Annotated in this window: 12 protein-coding genes and 1 pseudogene; 6 read left to right on the top strand and 7 right to left on the bottom strand. The window is 71.7% G+C overall.

From position 1 onward, the window contains the following. Positions 1-11: 11 nt before the first annotated feature. Positions 12-1034: an ADP-ribosylglycohydrolase family protein gene (locus tag ACF09J_RS24425; protein ID WP_392307555.1), complete on the bottom strand. Its 1023-nt coding sequence runs from the start codon at positions 1032-1034 to the stop codon at positions 12-14. Positions 1035-1476: 442 nt separating this feature from the next. On the opposite strand from ACF09J_RS24425, the pseudogene ACF09J_RS24420 reads away from it, so the two are divergent. The 3 genes and pseudogenes from ACF09J_RS24420 to ACF09J_RS24410 all read left to right on the top strand — a co-directional run. Further along, a pseudogene (locus ACF09J_RS24420) lies at positions 1477-1764 on the top strand (hypothetical protein); the annotation flags it as partial. Positions 1765-1831: 67 nt separating this feature from the next. After that, positions 1832-2647 (top strand): SAM-dependent methyltransferase, encoded by an 816-nt coding sequence (locus tag ACF09J_RS24415; protein ID WP_392307554.1) that lies wholly within the window; start codon positions 1832-1834, stop codon positions 2645-2647. 81 nt (positions 2648-2728) lie between these two features. Beyond that, complete coding sequence (locus tag ACF09J_RS24410; protein ID WP_392307553.1) at positions 2729-5872, top strand: BTAD domain-containing putative transcriptional regulator; 3144 nt, start codon at positions 2729-2731, stop codon at positions 5870-5872. Here ACF09J_RS24410 and ACF09J_RS24405 read toward each other — a convergent pair. Together ACF09J_RS24405 and ACF09J_RS24400 are read right to left on the bottom strand one after the other, a co-directional pair. Then, entirely contained in the window at positions 5856-6617 is a 762-nt protein-coding gene (locus ACF09J_RS24405) for an ABC transporter permease (protein ID WP_392307552.1), read from the bottom strand. The genes ACF09J_RS24410 and ACF09J_RS24405 overlap by 17 nt on opposite strands. Then, the gene (locus ACF09J_RS24400; protein ID WP_392307551.1) at positions 6614-7618 is read right to left on the bottom strand and encodes an ATP-binding cassette domain-containing protein; all 1005 of its coding nucleotides are present in this window, start codon (positions 7616-7618) and stop codon (positions 6614-6616) included. The genes ACF09J_RS24405 and ACF09J_RS24400 overlap by 4 nt, the downstream gene beginning before the upstream one ends. Before the next feature lie 135 nt (positions 7619-7753). Here ACF09J_RS24400 and ACF09J_RS24395 point away from each other — a divergent pair, with 135 nt between their 5' ends. Next, positions 7754-8359, top strand: coding sequence for a winged helix-turn-helix domain-containing protein (locus tag ACF09J_RS24395; RefSeq protein WP_392307550.1), 606 nt, complete (start codon positions 7754-7756; stop codon positions 8357-8359). Between the two features lie 2 nt (positions 8360-8361). Beyond that, positions 8362-9621 (top strand): MFS transporter, encoded by a 1260-nt coding sequence (locus ACF09J_RS24390; RefSeq protein WP_392307549.1) that lies wholly within the window; start codon positions 8362-8364, stop codon positions 9619-9621. 194 nt (positions 9622-9815) lie between these two features. On the opposite strand, the gene ACF09J_RS24385 is transcribed toward ACF09J_RS24390, so the two are convergent. The 3 genes from ACF09J_RS24385 to ACF09J_RS24375 form a co-directional block, all read right to left on the bottom strand. Further along, positions 9816-10337: a hypothetical protein gene (locus ACF09J_RS24385; protein ID WP_392307548.1), complete on the bottom strand. Its 522-nt coding sequence runs from the start codon at positions 10335-10337 to the stop codon at positions 9816-9818. Between the two features lie 67 nt (positions 10338-10404). Further along, the gene (locus ACF09J_RS24380) at positions 10405-11199 is read right to left on the bottom strand and encodes an ABC transporter permease (RefSeq protein WP_392307547.1); all 795 of its coding nucleotides are present in this window, start codon (positions 11197-11199) and stop codon (positions 10405-10407) included. Then, the gene (locus tag ACF09J_RS24375) at positions 11196-11816 is read right to left on the bottom strand and encodes an ABC transporter ATP-binding protein (protein ID WP_392307546.1); all 621 of its coding nucleotides are present in this window, start codon (positions 11814-11816) and stop codon (positions 11196-11198) included. The genes ACF09J_RS24380 and ACF09J_RS24375 overlap by 4 nt, the downstream gene beginning before the upstream one ends. A 307-nt stretch (positions 11817-12123) precedes the next feature. Here ACF09J_RS24375 and ACF09J_RS24370 point away from each other — a divergent pair, with 307 nt between their 5' ends. After that, positions 12124-13485, top strand: a complete 1362-nt coding sequence (locus tag ACF09J_RS24370; protein ID WP_392307545.1) for a flavin-containing monooxygenase — start codon at positions 12124-12126, stop codon at positions 13483-13485. A gap of 92 nt (positions 13486-13577) precedes the next feature. Here ACF09J_RS24370 and ACF09J_RS24365 read toward each other — a convergent pair whose 3' ends face one another. After that, positions 13578-14897: a wax ester/triacylglycerol synthase domain-containing protein gene (locus tag ACF09J_RS24365; RefSeq protein ID WP_392307544.1), complete on the bottom strand. Its 1320-nt coding sequence runs from the start codon at positions 14895-14897 to the stop codon at positions 13578-13580. Positions 14898-15476: the final 579 nt, after the last annotated feature.

The raw sequence follows: 15476 nt of genomic DNA, 5'->3' as shown, positions 1-15476 counted from the left end.
AACGAGAGGCCTCAGGCGTCCCAGAGCTCTCCCAGGGCCAGCAGTCCGGCCCGGTACTCGATCCGGTCCGCCCACGGGGCGGGCCAGGCGTCCGCGCCCAGCCAGGCGCCCGCGAAGGCGCCGGTGAGGCAGGCTATCGAGTCCGAGTCGCCGGAGGAGCAGGCGGCTCGGCGCAGGGCGGTGACAGGTTCGTCGGGGAAGAGCAGAAAGCACAACAGGCCGGTGGCGAAGGCCTCTTCGGCGACCCAGCCCGCACCGGTGGCCAGGCACGGGTCGGTCTCCGGCGAGACGGTGCGCACGGCCTCCCGGAGCCGCCCGAGGATCTCCAGGCACTCGTCCCAGCCACGCGCGATGAAGTGCTCGGGGGTCGGGTCCTGGGAGCGGGTCCACAGGTCGCCGAGCCACGTGTGGTGGTAGCGGGTGCGGTTGTCGTCGGCGTACGACCGCAGTCGGTCGACGAGTCCCGCGGGGTCGGCGCCCTGGGCAAGCAGGTGTACGGCGCGGGCGGTGAGGTCCGAGGCAGCCAGGGCCGTCGGGTGACCATGGGTGAGCCCGGACTGCAACTGGGCTGCACCGGCGCGCTGTTCGTCGCTGAGCCCGGGGGCGAGCCCGATGGGGGCCACGCGCATGTTGGCGCCGCACCCCTTCGAGCCGATCTGGCTGGCCTCCTGCCAGTCCCGTCCCTCCGCCTTCAGCAGATGACAGGCGGTCATGCAGGTTCTGCCCGGTGCCCGGTTGTTCTCCGGCGACTGGTACCAGTCGACGAACTCCTCGCGCAGCGGCCGCTCCAGCCGCTTCGGGGTGAGCAGGCCCCGGTCCATGGCGGTCCTGAGCGCGACTCCGAGAGCGAGGGTCATCTGCGTGTCGTCGGAGACGACCGCGCGCTTCGGCAGCTCCATTTCGCGCCACGGGCCGCACTTGGCGAGAATCGAGGGCACGTCGTTGAACTCGGTCGGGAAGCCGAGGGCGTCCCCGAGGGCGAGCCCGATCATCGCTCCGGTCGCGGCGCGCTTGCTCACCGTCATCGTGGTCATGCAGAAAGCCCCTTCCCCCGCTTATCGTCAAGAAGACCATAAGCGGGGGAAGGCTCTCCTCACAAGCGCACCGGACGGGCTGTTGGGGAAGGCGGGAAGGAGGGAGACTTTTGCGGTTCCTGCCCGCCCGCGCTCCAGTTCCGCAGTCGCGTTGGTCACCAGTACCAGAGGCATGTGCCTCCGCACAAGGCGCAGCAGGGTCACCACGGCGTCGTCGGCCCTGGAACGGAGCGTCGGCCAGGGCCATTCCGAGCTGACGGGCCTGCGCCGGCGGCACCTGGGCGGAAAGCGCCGACGCGATGGAGACTCCGCTGCGGCCGGAGAGCGCCGACCACTGGCGCAGGCCAGGAACGGGAGTGCGGCGTCCGTCAGCCGGCCCGCGCGGAAGGTGCCGCCCAGGTCGTCGACCCGTTCGCGCAAGCCTCGCCCGGGGCCCATATGTGTCGCCCCGCGCCTCGGACTGCCGAGGCTGCCGCTCGTGGAGTGGCCGGACGCCTGTGCCGACGAGAACCCGCACGGCGTGCACTGGAAGACCCGCCACCTTGTCGAACGGGCCGGCCGCCGACCGTTCATCTGGGTCGACGACGAGATCAGCGCCATGGACCGCCTCTGGGTCGCCGCCCAGCATCCGGGGCCGTCGCTCCTGCATCGCGTCGACCCGGCCAAAGGCCTCGTGGACGCCGACTTCTCCGCGCTCGCCGAATGGCTCCGTGCTCCTGCGCCGAGATGAGCCCGTTGGTGTCGTAGCGCTCCGAAAGTGATGGTGGGCAGGCGGAGTTGGGGGCAGGATGGCCGTCATGACGGTTGACGGCTCCTCCATCGACTCCAGCAAGCCCAGCATCGCCCGCGTCTACGACTATCTGCTCGGCGGCAAGGACAACTACGCCGTGGACCGGGAGATCGGCGACGTGTTCAAACGCGACCTTCCCGGGTCGGTGGCCATCGCCTTCGCCAACCGTGCGGCACTGACCCGGGCGGTCGAGGAGATCGTGACGACCACCGACGTACGGCAGTTCATCGACCTGGGCAGTGGACTTCCGACCGCCGACAACGTCCACCAGGTCGCGCAGCGCCACGCTCCGGAGTCCCGGGTGGTGTACGTCGACACCGATCCCCAAGTGCTCGTCCACGGCCGGGCATTGCTGGAGGAGAACGACCGGACCCGGGTCGTACCGGTCGACGTACGCAGCCCCGAGGCCATCCGTACCCACCGGGACACCCTGGAGCTGATCGACTTCGACCGGCCCGTCGCCGTTGTGCTCAGCGCCATCCTTCACCACGTCAACGACGAGGAGGACCCCGCTCGGATCGTCCGCTACTGGCGGGACCAGGTGCCCCCGGGGAGCTACTTCTTCGTCAGCCACTTCCGTTCCGGCAACAACCCGGAGACGGCGGAGGCCGAGAAGGTGCTCCAGCAGACCTTCGGCCGCGGCCGGTGGCGCACCGACGAGGAGATCGCATCCCTGCTGGACGGGCTGGAGATCCTCGAACCCGGGATCGTTCCCGCTCCCCTGTGGCGTCCCGACACGGTGGAGGGACCCTGGAGCGGCGGCGAACGGGAACTCACCGTCTGGGAGCGTCTCATCGCCGCCGGGCTGGCCCGCAAGGGCTGACCGCGGTCCCGCGCACGGCTCGGTCTGCCAGGCGTTGTCGTCCTGGAGATGACCGCCGAACGCCCGTGGCAAAATCAGCGGGTGCAGATCGGGATGCTGGGTCCACTGGAGGTTCGCACGGACGACGGCCTCCTGGTCGACGTGCCGGGCGCGCGGTTGCGCGGACTGCTGGTCGCCCTCGCGCTCCGGCCGGGTCAGGTGGTCCCGAAGACGGCGCTCATCGACTGGATCTGGGGCGAGCAGCCGCCCGCCGACGCGACGAACGCCCTGCAACGCCTGGTTTCCCGGCTGCGGAAGGCACTGCCCGGCGCGGTGGTCGAAGGGCTCACGGACGGCTACCGGTTGCCGGTGGAGCCCGGCGCCGTCGACGCCGTACGGTTCGAACGCCTCGTCATGGCCGGCCAGTCCCGCACCGAGGACGTCTCCCGGCGCGTGCCGCTGCTGCGCGAGGCCCTCGAACTGTGGCGCGGTGCGGCCATGCAGGACGTCGGTCTGCAGGACAGCGCCGCGTTCGACGCCGCGGTCGTCCGGCTCGACGGGCTGCGCCTGACCGCCACGGAGGAGCGGGTCGACGCGGAGGTCGCGCTCGGGCGCGGCGCGGAGGTGGTCACGGAGCTGACGGACCTGGTGGCCGCGCACCCGGTGCGGGAGCGGCTCGTGGCCGCGCTGATGCGTGCCCTGGTCGCCGCCGGTCGCGACAGCGAGGCGCTGCTGGTGTACCAGCGCACGAGGGACGCCCTGGCCGACGCGCTCGGCGCCGACCCCTCACCGGAGCTGTCCGCGCTGCACCTCGCGGTCCTGCGGGGCGAGTTGGGGCGGAGGGAGGCCGGCCGCAAGGCCAACCTGCGCGCCGAGCTGACCACTTTCGTCGGCCGGGACGCCGATGTCGCCGCGGTCCGTGAGCTCATCGCCGGGCACCGCCTCACCACCGTGATCGGGCCGGGCGGCTCGGGCAAGACCAGGCTGGCCACGGAGACCGCGCGTACGCTGCTCGGCGAACTGCCGGACGGCGCCTGGCTGGTGGAGCTCGCCGCCATCGGCGCGGACGGCGACGTGGCGCAGTCGGCGCTCGCCGGGCTGGGCCTGCGGGACACTCTCCTCGGCGGGGCCCCGAACGCCGGGCTGACGGACCGGCTCATCGCCGCGGTCCGTGAGCGTGAGGCGCTGCTGGTCCTGGACAACTGCGAGCACGTGATCGAGTCGGCGGCGGTGTTCGCCCACCGGGTGCTCGGGGAGTGCCGGCGACTGCGGATCCTCGCGACGAGCCGGGAACCGCTCGGCATCACCGGGGAGGCGCTGTGGCTGGCCGAGCCGCTGGCCCTGCCGCACCGGGACGCGGGCCCGGACGAGATCGAGTCCTCACCCGCCGTCCGGCTGCTGCGGGACAGGGCCGGGGCGGTGCGCCGGGATCTGGCGGCCGACTCCTCCACGTTGGCGACGACGGTACGTGTCTGCCGGGCCCTGGACGGGATGCCGCTGGCGATCGAACTGGCAGCGGCCCGGTTGCGCACCATGTCCATCGACCAGCTCGCCAACCGGCTCGACGACCGGTTCCGCCTGCTGACCAGCGGCAGCCGCACCGCGTTGCCGCGGCACAGGACACTGCGCGCGGTGGTCGACTGGAGCTGGGGGCTGCTCACCGAGGCCGAGCGGATGGTCCTGCGCAGGCTCTCGGTGTTCTCCGGCGGGGCGAGTCTTGAAGCGGCCGAACGGGTCTGCGCGGGCGACGCGGTCGAGCGGGACGAGGTGCTCGACCTGCTCACCGCGCTGACCGAGAAGTCGCTCCTGGTCACCGACGACGGCAGCGCGCCGCGCTACCGCATGCTCGGCACGATCAAGGAGTACGCCGGGCACCGGCTCACGGAGGCGGGGGAATCGGACCGGGCGCGCCACGCGCACCTCGCCTACTTCACCGAACTCGCCGAGACCGCGGAGCCGCACCTGCGCCGCTCGGAGCAACTGGACTGGCTCGCCGGGCTCGAGGCCGAGCACGACAACATCGGGGCCGCGATGCGGGGCGCGCTGGCGGCGGGCGAGGCACAGGCGGCGATGCGGCTCGCGGCGGGTGCGGGCTGGTACTGGTGGCTCGGCGGCCACAAGGCCGAGGGCCTTGAGCTGATCACCGCGGCCGCCAGGACGCCCGGCGAGGTGACCGACGACGTCCGGGCCGTGGTGTACGGGCTCGTCGTGCACTTCATGAGCTCCGGGCGGGGCGACGCGCATCAGGCGGCCGAGTGGATCCACAAGGCGTACCGGTTCGGCCTGCGCAGTACGGGCAGCCATCCGACGCTGAGGTTCGTCGCGGTGCTGGAACGCATGGTGCGGATGCCGGATGCGCTCCTGTCCGCGTTCGAACCGCTGCTCGACGACGAGGACCCCTGGGTGCGCGCGCTGGCCCGGCTGCAACTGGGCAAGACGCGGAGCGTGCTCGGGCAGGGCGGGCGGGACGCGGATGCGTACCTGGAGGCGGCGCTCGCCGAGTTCCGGGCGCTCGGCGAGCGGTTCGGGATCTCGTTCGCGCTGACGGAGCTGGCGGACCGGATCGCCATGCGTGGCGATTTCGCCACCGCGTGCGAGCACTTCGAGCAGGCGATCGCGGTCGTCACCGAGGTCGGCGCCACCGAGGACGTGATCCGCATGCGGTCGCGGCAGGCGCAGTTGTACTGGCTGCTCGGCGACGAGGACGCCTGCCTGGCCGCGATCGCCGAGGCGCAGCGGTGCGCGGAGCGGGTCACCTGGCCGGACGCGCTGGCCGAGTTGGCCCTCGCGAAGGCGGAACTCGCCCGCTGGGGCGGCGATGCCGAGGAGGCACGGAGGCAACTCGACGTCGCGACGACCATACTGGGCGACGAGGCGGAGCGGGCGCACATCCGCGCGGTGACGCACGACCTGCTCGGCTACCTCGCCGACGACCTCGGCGAGGCACGGGCGCACCGCACGGCGGCCTGCCAGGCGGCGTCCGAGGCGAGGCACGCGCCGTTGATCGCGGGGGTGCTCGTCGGGGTCGCGGACCTGGCGCTTCGCCGCGACGAGCACGAGCAGGCGGCGCGGCTGCTCGCGGCGAGCGCGGGCGTGCGCGGGCTGCCGGACCGCTCCCACCCGGACGTGGCCCGGATCGAGCGGAGCGCGCGGCACCGCCTCGGCGACGAGGGGTTCGCCGAGGCGGCCCGGGAGGGAACGGAGACCAGTTGGTCCGAACTGGTCGAGGTCACGCTCGCTTCCTGAACGCGGAGACCGCCCACACGTATCCGAGGAGGGCGAGCCCGGCGCACCAGGCGAGGGCCCCGATCGCGTCGCCGCTCGACGGGTTGCCCGTCAGCAGTCCGCGCAGCGTCTCGATGATCGGGGTGAAGGGCTGGTACTCCGCGAACTGCCGCACGCCGGTCCCCATCGTGTCGGCGGGTACGAACGCGCTGCTCAGGAACGGCAGCATGATCAGTGGCACGGTGGCCAGGCCCGCCGACTCCGCGGTCTTCGCGCCCAGGCCCATGGCGACCGTGAGCCAACTGGTGGCGAAGGCGAGCAGCACCATGACGCCGATCGCGGCGAGCCACTGGAGGAAGCTCGCGTGCGGGCGGAATCCCATCGCGAAGCCGACGCCGATGATGGCCGCGTCGGCGATCAGGCTGCGCACCGTCGTGGAGACGACATGTCCGGCCAGCACGGCGCCGTGAGAGACGTCCATGGCCTTGAACCGGTTGATGATGCCCTTCGTCATGTCGCCGTTCACGGCCGCCGCGGTCGGCCCCAGCCCGTAGGTGATGGCCATCACGATCAGGCCCGGCACCGCGTAATCGACGTATCTCCCTTCGACCTTGAAGGCGCCGCCGAAGACGTAGACGAACATGAGCATCATCACGATGGGAAACAGGACCGCCTGGAACACCGTGACCGGGTTCCGGGCCGTGTGCTTTAAGTTGCGGCGCAGCATGATGGCCGCGTCGCCGAACGCCGTGGGGACAGTGCTCATTTCGCGATCGCCTCCGTGTCCGTGTCCGTGTCCGTGTTCGTGTCCGTGCTCGTACTCGCGCTCGCGGTCGTGCTCGTGCTCGTGCTGGTGCGTCCGGTCAGGGCGAGGAAGACGTCGTCGAGGTCCGGCGTGTGCACGGAGAACTCCTCGGCGCTGATGGTGTGTTCGTCGAGCCTGTCCAGCAGGGCCCGGAGCGACTTCGAGCCGCCGTCGCTTGCCACGCGCAGGGTCAGTTCCTGGTCGTCCCGTGTGGATCCGAGCAGGATCCGTGCCGCCGCGTCGAGTTCGCGGAGGTCGGTGAAGCGCAGCCGGACGTGGCTGCCGGGGGCCTGGCGCTTGAGTTCCTCGGGGGTGCCCTGGGCGACCAGGTGGCCCTGGTCGAGCACCGCGATCCGGTCGGCGAGCTGGTCGGCTTCCTCGAGGTACTGGGTGGTGAGGAAGATGGTCGTGCCGTCGGCCACCAACTCGCGGACGATCCCCCACATCGTGCGCCGGCTGCGCGGGTCGAGACCCGTCGTCGGCTCGTCGAGGAAGATGATCCGCGGGTTCCCGACCAGTGTCATCGCCAGGTCCAGCTTCCGGCGCATACCGCCGGAGTAGGCCGACGCCGGCTTGTCCGCCGACTCCGCCAGGTCGAACCGCTCCAGCAGCTCCGCGACCACGCGGTCACCGGAACGCACACGCCTCAGGTCCGCCATCAGTCGAAGGTTCTCGCGGCCCGACAGCAGTTCGTCCACGGCCGCGAACTGACCGGTCACGCCGATGACCGCGCGCACCTGCTTGGTCGCGGTCACCACGTCGTGCCCGGCGACGCGGACCGTCCCGGCGTCTGCCCGCATCAACGTCGTCAGGACGTTCACCCCCGTCGTCTTGCCCGCCCCGTTCGGGCCGAGCAGGGAGAACACCGATCCCGCGGCCACCTCGAAGTCGATGCCGTCGAGCACGACCTTGTCGCCGTATGCCTTCCGCAGCCCTGAGACTGCGATCGCCGCACTATTCATGCCCTCACCGTCCCTGCCGGGGCAGTCATCCGCCTGTCACGCCCCTGACACGACCACTGACACGGCGTTCCACCGCAGCGCCTGCACGGTCCCGCCCCTTTCGAAAGACATGTTTCGAGAGTAGGGTCTCGAAACATGTCTTTCGATAACGAAGGCGCTGCTGCTCCGCGCGAGCACCGCAAGCTCACCGACCCGAAGGCCATGCGGGCCGTCGCGCATCCCACCCGCCTTGCCCTGCTCGAAGCTCTGGGCCGGCGCGAGCCGCTGACCGCGACCGAGGCTGCCGAGGTGGTGGGAGAGTCCCCGACGAACTGCGCCTTCCATCTGCGCACGCTGGCGAAGTACGGCTTCGTCGAGGAGGCGGGAGGCGGCACGGGGCGCAGTCGTCCGTGGCGGCGTGCTCACATCGGCTTCACGGTCGACGAGTCCGACCCGGCAGGGGCGATCGCCGCGGCGGCGCTCAGTGCCGTGCTGTGGGACTCCTGGCTGGAACGCATCCGCAGGATCGGCGCGATGCGGTACGCGTTCCCCGAGCACTGGAACAAGATCACCAGTGCTGCCGAGTCGGTCTTCTACCTGACCCCCGAGGAAGCCGAAACCTTCAAGGAGGAGCTGACCGCCCTGCTCTTTCGCTATCGCGAGCGCCTTGAGGATCCGTCGCTGCGGCCCGAGGGCGCCGTTGCCATGGAGCTGATCCAGTTCACGTTCCCCGCCGACGCCTTGCACACCCCGGAGGACTGACCGTGCGTGCCCTCCTCGCTCGCCGGGACGTCCGCCTGCTCGTCGCCGCCAGACTGATCGACATGGCGGGGAGCAACGCCCTGTGGATCGCCCTCGGCATCCGGGTCAAGGAGCTCACCGGCAGCAACTCCGCCGCCGGACTGGTCTTCTTCGCCTTCATCCTCGGCACTCTGGGCGCACCCCTCGGCGGTGCCCTGGTCGACCGAGCACGTCGTCGGCCACTGCTGATCGTCCTGAACCTGGCCTCCACGGTGCTGGTCCTGCCACTGCTCCTGGTGCACGACCGTCACAGCGTCTGGCTCTGTTACGTCGTCATGGCCCTGTACGGGCTGGGCAGCGGCGCCACCAGTTCGGCCATGACAGCGCTCACCCAGACGTTGATCCCACCGGAGCACTTGGGCGATGCCAACGGCCTCCTGCAGACCCTGCTGCAGGGCCTGCGCCTGATCGCGCCTCTCCTGGGGGCAGGCGTGCTGTCCGCGTTCGGCCTGGGCCCGCTGGTGGTGGGCGACGCGGCGACCTTCGCTCTCGCGGCCCTGCTCGTTGCGCTGATCCGGCAGCGGGAGGACCGCCCGCAGCCGACGCGGCAGGAGGAGACCGGCGCCCGGATCGCCGCCGGCTTCCGTTACATCGCGCGGACCCCCGCCCTGCGCCAGCTGACCGTCGCCGTGGTGCTCGCCGTCGTCGCCTTCGGTTTCTCCGAGTCGGTGCTCTTCGCCGTCGTCGATCTGGGGCTGCACCGCCCACCTCCCTTCCTCGGCGTCCTCAGCTCGTTGGAGGGTGTCGGTGCCATAGCGGCCGGGGTGGCCGCCGCGGTGTTCATGCGGCGTGCGGGGGAAGCGCGGACCGTGATGCTCGGCCTGGCCTGCGCCGCCGCGGGCTTTTCCCTGAGCGCCGCCCCGTCCCTGCTCGCGGTCGCGCCGGGCACCGTACTCATCGGCGCAAGCCTGCCTTTGATCATCGCGGGCGTCATGACCCTCTTCCAACGGCGCACGCCCGCCTCCCTGATGGGGCGGACCGATGCCGCGTTGAGCGTGCTGATCGGAGTCCCGCAGACCGGGGCCATCGCCGCCGGAGCCGCTCTGATCGCGCTGGTGGACTATCGCCTCATACTCGCCGTGATGGCGGCCCTGATGGCCGCGTCGGCGCTCTACCTGGCCACCCGCCCCGCCGACCGGCCGACCGGGACGGACGTCCCCTCGCGACTGGCGCAGGAGCCCGGCGAAACGACACCGGAAACATCACCACCGCACCGCGGGTGACGTCACCGCCCTGCGGACTGCCGGTCGGGGGTGATCGGCACGATGCCGGCCGACGAGACCGAACGGCACAGGGGTGACGTGCGGTCACCCCTCGAGCCGCACACGACCCGGGTCGGTGCGGCTCAGGCCGTCGGGGGTCGGACGACGGGCGGAATGGGCAGGCGGCCGGCGGGGGTGTCATCCGCCGGGGCCTGTTACCAGCCGGTCTTGACGCCGTTGTAGGCCTTGCGGCAGTCGGCGTTGGTGGCTTCCACGGAGAGCTTCTGCATGGTGTTCTGCCAGACCTTCTTGGCCACCTTCTCCAAATCCCTCGTCTGGGCAGGGATGTTCGGGGCGTACTTCTTGATCGTCCCGATGGCGGAGGTGGTGAACTTGTTGCACGCGGGTCCGGCGGCGTTCCGGTAGCGGGTGTCCAGGTCCGTGGCCACCGCCTGGCCGTTCTTGGTGGCCCAGTCGTTCCAGGCCGCGCACGCCTCCTGGGTGACGGCCTTCTGGTCGGCGTCGCTCAGGTTCATGACCTCGACCAGCATGGCGCTCTGGACCTTGTCGGGGACCGTGAAGTCCGTGACGGGGAACTTGTCGAGGGTGGTGAGCAGCGCCTCCTGGCACGCGGGCGGCAGCGGGGCCGCCTGCGCCGAGGCGGGGAAGGCCAGGGCGGAGGCGGACAGGAAGGCCGCGGTGAGGACCGTGCGCTGGACGGTACGCGACAGCGTCATGGGGGTGTGCTCCTTGCGTGAAGAACGTGATGGCTCTGGGGCGGATCAACGCCCGCCTACAGAACGATCATTGGCCGCCGCAGGTCACGGCGCCCCGTTCCGGGGGGAGCGCGTCGCGGGTACGGCGGCGGAAGACCATGAACCCTGCCAGTGCCGCACCCGTCAGCCACAGCAGCTGGATCGCCAGGCCCTGGCTCACCGGCGCGGTCGAGAAGGCGGCGGACATGCTCGCCTGCACGGCCCCGTACGACGGCAGGAAGCGCACAACGGTTCTGTCCGAACCGGAACTTGAGAGAGGGTTCTGCAGGGCGACGTCGATGATGCTGATCATCAGGATGGCGAACATGCCCTCCACCTCACGGCGGAGCACCGAGCCGAGGACCACTCCGAGCGCCCCGTAGGTCAGGGCGGCGCAGAACAGCGCGGCGGCGAGCATCAGGGGCTGCCGTGGGGACCAGGCGAACCCGGCAGCGGCCGTGGCGTACGCGGCGACGGCGGCGCAGACCAGGGTGAGCGCGGAGAGCTTGGCGAGGACCAGGTGGTGGCGCGGGTAGCCCGCCATGGCCAGGCGCCGGTCGAAGGCTCCGCCCGTGAAGGTGGCGGCGAACATCATGAATCCGGCGATCAGGGTGACCGCGTTCAACGCGCCGGTGATCTGGGTGAGATGGTTGCCCGGCGGGGTCAGCACCTCGCCCGTGGCCCGCAGCCGGAACGGCGCCGGCCGGTCGGGAATCGTCACGTAGGCCAGGACGATCCATACGGGGATGTAGACCACCACCAGCAGCATCGCGAACCGGTTGCGGGCGTGGCCGATCAGCGCGTACCGGGAGGCCGTGGTGAACAGGGACCAGTGCCGCCTCATGCCGCCGCCTCCGCGCACCGGTCCTGGTCCTGGCGGTGCAGGCGCCCGTCCTCCAGGCGCCACAACTGGTCCAGCCGGTCGATGTCGTACGCCAGGTGCGAGACGACCAGCACCGAGCGCCCGGCGTCGCGCAGCCCGGTCGCCAGCTCCCAGAAGCGCAGGTACGTCTCCCAGTCGAAGCCCTGGTAGGGCTCGTCGAGCAGCAGCACGTCCGGGTCGTGCATGAGCGCGAGGGTCAGGTTCAGCTTCTGCCGTGAGCCCCCGCTGAGCAGGCCCGCCCGCTGGTCGAGGTACTCGGTGCAGCCCAGGGTCTCCATGACGTCCTCGGCCCGGCGCAGGTCCGCGAGTCCGAAGGCGTGCCGGAAGAAGTCCAGGTGCTGTCGGACGGTGAAGGAGTCGTCCAGGACCACGGACTGCGGGCAGTAGCCGAACCTGCCGCTGTGGTGCACCGAGCCCCGGTCCGGCCTGAGTTCACCGGAGAGGATCTTCAGCAGCGTCGTCTTGCCGGCGCCGTTCTCCCCGACGATCCCGGCGAGCACCCCGGGCCGCAGCCGGAGGTCGACGCCCCGTAGAACCGCGTGCTGCCGGTAGGAGTGGTGCACATCTGTGACGTCCATCGCGCTGCTCCGTCGTGCCAGGTCTTCCGGTTGTCCGCGGAACCGGTCCGCGTCTTCCGAACCTTCCGAAACGGCGGCGGAACCGGGCCGCCCGTGCCCAACGAGCAGCCGTGGCAAGGGAAACGGCGCTCCGTGCCACGCCGTCAATCCGGCGCCCGCCGCGTCACGCGTGCGGCGGTCTCGCGAGTGGAAGCGGGCTTCCCCGGCAGCCGGGGCGGCTAGCGTCGCCCGGACCGGGGTGCCGGCAGGTCCGCCGCCCGGTTCCGCTCCGGTTCGGGAAGGTCGGTCAGTCGTGCGGAGAACATGTGTGATCGGCGCCGGTCCGTCCGGCCTGGCCGCGAGCAGGGTCTTCGCCTCGCGGGGCGTCCCGTTCGACTGCTTCGAGGCCGGGTCGGGCATCGGCGGACTGTGGCGGTACGGCAACGACAACGGCATGTCGGGGGTGTACGCGTCGCTGCACGCGAACATCTCGAAGGAGAGCATGTCCTTCTCCTCCCTGGCCATGCCCACGGCCTGCCCGGTCTTTCCGCACCACAGCAAGGTCCTGGCGTATCTGGAGGACTACGCCGAGTCGTTCGGCCTGCACCGCCACATCATGTGCGGCACGGAGGTCACCTCGGTGCGGCCCCTGGACGGCGGCGGCTGGGAGGTGGTGTGCCGGCGCCGCGCCGACGCCGCCGAGGAGACGCGGCGCTACAGCGAGGTGGTGGTGGCCAACGGGCACCACTGGGACCCGCGTCTCCCGGACCCCGCCGTGCCCGGTGCCGAGGAGTTCGGGGGGACCGCGATCCACTCGCACGACTACCGCGTCCCCGAGCCGTACGCCGGGCTGCGGGTGCTGGTGATCGGCATGGGCAACTCCGCGTGCGAGATCGCGGCGGAGATCTCGCGTACGGCGGCGCGGACGTTCCTCTCCGCGCGCGACGTGCCGCATGTGTTCCCCAAGTTACTGCTCGGCCGTCCGGCGGACCATCTGGTGTGGAGCGCGCTGTCCGATCTCCCGCGGTTCCTGAAGGACCCGGGGCTGCGGTTCCTCCTGCGGCTCAGCCGCGGTGCCCCGGCCCGTTACGGGCTCCCCGAACCGGACCGCGGGCCGCTCGCCCGCCACCCCTCCACCTCGGACGAACTCCTCGTCCAACTGGCCCGGGGCGCGGTCACGCCGAAGCCCGGTGTCCGTTCCTTCGGCCGGGACACGGCAGCCTTCACGGACGGCAGTCGTGAACCGGTGGACGCGGTCGTGTACGCCACGGGCTACAACATCTCGTTCCCCTTCCTGGACCCCTCCCTGTTCGCCGCCCCGGACGGCCGCACGGAGCTCTATCTGCGCACGGTCCCGCCCCGCATTCCCGGGCTCTACTTCATGGGGCTCGCGCAGCCCTCCGGTGCGGCCTTCCCGCTGCTCGAACCGCAGGCGGAGTGGATCGCCGAACTGATCGAGGGCGCGGTCGCCCTGCCGTCACCGGCGGACATGACACGGGCGATCGTGCGCGAGTGGCGCCGCCATCGCACGACATACGTGTCCACCTACCGCCACGGGATCGAGATCGACTTCCGCTCCTACCGAAGAGCCCTGCGCCGCGAGCGCCGAGCAGGCAGGCGTCGCGCACACGGCACCGTGCCGAGCCTGCCCGCCGTGGCCGGCGCCGCCCCGGCGGCCGACGCCGTCTGAGCGCTGCGCGGCTCGAAGTGGCCTGCTGCAACGGAGGAGTTGGCCCGGAGGCCGCACCCGGACGCTGGGTGCGGCCCCGGATGCCGGTGTGTTCACTCGGGCGTCGAGGCCCCTTCCAGCTCACTCACGGCCCGCTCCCACAGTTCCGGAAGCGACTCCCCGAACGGCAGGGCGCGGTCGGACACGAAGGCCACCTCGGCCGAGCTGCCGAAGAAGGACAGGCCCACGCCGAAGAGGTGTCCGGGCACCAGCAGGGGCAGCAGGGCGACGCCCGTCACCTGGGTGGCGCCCAGGCTGCCCTTGTCGGCGACCGGCATGGACGTGGCCATCACCTGCGTGACGCGTGGGGAGAGCATCCTGCGCAGGTACCACTCGGTCGGGCGGTCGGGCATGTGACGGACCAGGTCCTGGATGGCCTGCCGCCATGCCTCGCCCCGAAGTCTCCGGGTCGTCGCCATGACCTGCTCCAGCCGCCGCAGGGGCGCGTCGCCGTCCTGCGGCCGGGTGCCGCGTTCCGGGGCCGCCCGCACGGGCAGTTCCAGCGGCAGGGCGAAACAGCGGTTGCCCCAGGTCTGTTCCTCCTCCGGGCGGCGCGCGTCGACGGGCAGCAGAGCCGTCACCCGGGGAAGCCGAACCCCGGACTTGGCCGACCAGGCCGACAACGCCCCCGTGAGAGCGGCCAGATGGGCGTCATGGGCCGATCCGCCACGCGCCGCACCGATCCGGCGGAGGACGTCCGCCGATACCCGGCCCCGCCACAGGCGCCGCTCCCCGGTGGGGACGAAGGGGACGTCCGGGCGGCGGCCGGGGACGGCGAGGGAGCCTGCCATGAACTTCGCGGCCAGCCCGACGGCCGTGCCCACCCGCCGGGGCAGACCGGCCGGGCGGCCCTTCCCGGGCACCGGGCGGGCCGAGGCCTCCCCTTCGCCCAGCATGGCCCGGAACGTCATCGCGGCTGCCGAACCGTCCTGGCAGGCGTGGTGGAAGCGGTAGCACAGCGCGTACTCGTCGGGCGCATGGCCGTTGACCAGCCAGAGGCCCCAGTAGGTGCCGGGCGCGAACGGCGCGTTGAGCGCGGTGTGCAGGGCCGTGTCCCATCCCTCGGGACCGTCGGCGACCACCTCGTGGACGTGGCGGTCGATGCTGAAGTCCGGGTCCGGACGCCACCGGGGGCGCCGTGAGCCGCCGCCCTGGATCCGGCTCGTGAGCAGGGGCAGCCGGCCCAGGCGGAAGCCCACGTACGCGCGGAGCTCCGCCAGGCTCGGGGGCGGACCGCTCAGGTAGGCGACGCCGCCGGCGTCCCAGCGGGCGTCGGGGTGGCGGCGTTCCATGCCCAGGAACGCGCGGTCGACCGTATGGGTGGGGAGACCGGGCAACGGGCCGGACGGAGCTGAGGGGACGGACGCGGGCATCGCGGACCTTCCATTTCGTGCCGAGGGAGGGGCAGACGGGGCGAGGCCGGGCAGTCGGCCATCCGGAACCGAGCGCGGGACGCGCCACCTCGGCCTGGATCAACACGGTTTATATCCGGATGCGGTGGGTGCCCGTACGCGCCAGCAGACGTCCCGGAGCACGGGCGCCCACCGCCCCGCACCGGGCGCGACGCCCCGCACCACCCGCACGCGGGGGCGCAGAACCGCCCGGAGCCACCCCGAGCCGCCCGGAGTCACCACGCCACCACCGCCGGCGAGATCATCCGAAAGGAGGACAGGGCTTCCAGTGGCCCGCTCGGTACCGGCTGCTCCGTCGCTTCCGAACTGCCGGGCGCCCGGGCTCGTGACCGGCGCGTCGGAGGGACGTCCGGGACACGCACGGCCAGTGGCCTGGGGTCATCCGTTCAGGTGAGCCGGTGGGATCAGAAGCTCCGTCACCGTCCGCCGTCTGACACTGTGTGCCTTGCGCCGGCGATCACCAGGCCGCGCCCGCCGGTGTCATGCCGCGCCGCGGGGCGGTCGACTGCGTCCCGCTCCCCGGCCGCCGCAGCGGCCCCG

This window comes from Streptomyces sp. NPDC014889, from assembly GCF_043081205.1.
Classification (GTDB): domain Bacteria; phylum Actinomycetota; class Actinomycetes; order Streptomycetales; family Streptomycetaceae; genus Streptomyces.
Note: the sequence above shows the minus strand (reverse complement) of the source record. Positions and strands in the feature narration are given on the sequence as shown.

Bases quoted from the DNA above. Each gene is read 5' to 3' on its own strand.
- ACF09J_RS24380 (WP_392307547.1), bottom strand. From the start codon at position 11,199: ATGAGGCGGCACTGGTCCCTGTTCACCACGGCCTCCCGGTACGCGCTG.
- ACF09J_RS24375 (WP_392307546.1), bottom strand. From the start codon at position 11,816: ATGGACGTCACAGATGTGCACCACTCCTACCGGCAGCACGCGGTTCTA.
- ACF09J_RS24395 (WP_392307550.1), top strand. From the start codon at position 7,754: ATGTCTTTCGATAACGAAGGCGCTGCTGCTCCGCGCGAGCACCGCAAG.
- ACF09J_RS24405 (WP_392307552.1), bottom strand. From the start codon at position 6,617: ATGAGCACTGTCCCCACGGCGTTCGGCGACGCGGCCATCATGCTGCGC.
- ACF09J_RS24365 (WP_392307544.1), bottom strand. From the start codon at position 14,897: ATGCCCGCGTCCGTCCCCTCAGCTCCGTCCGGCCCGTTGCCCGGTCTC.
- ACF09J_RS24400 (WP_392307551.1), bottom strand. From the start codon at position 7,618: ATGAATAGTGCGGCGATCGCAGTCTCAGGGCTGCGGAAGGCATACGGC.
- ACF09J_RS24415 (WP_392307554.1), top strand. From the start codon at position 1,832: ATGACGGTTGACGGCTCCTCCATCGACTCCAGCAAGCCCAGCATCGCC.
- ACF09J_RS24385 (WP_392307548.1), bottom strand. From the start codon at position 10,337: ATGACGCTGTCGCGTACCGTCCAGCGCACGGTCCTCACCGCGGCCTTC.
- ACF09J_RS24425 (WP_392307555.1), bottom strand. From the start codon at position 1,034: ATGACCACGATGACGGTGAGCAAGCGCGCCGCGACCGGAGCGATGATC.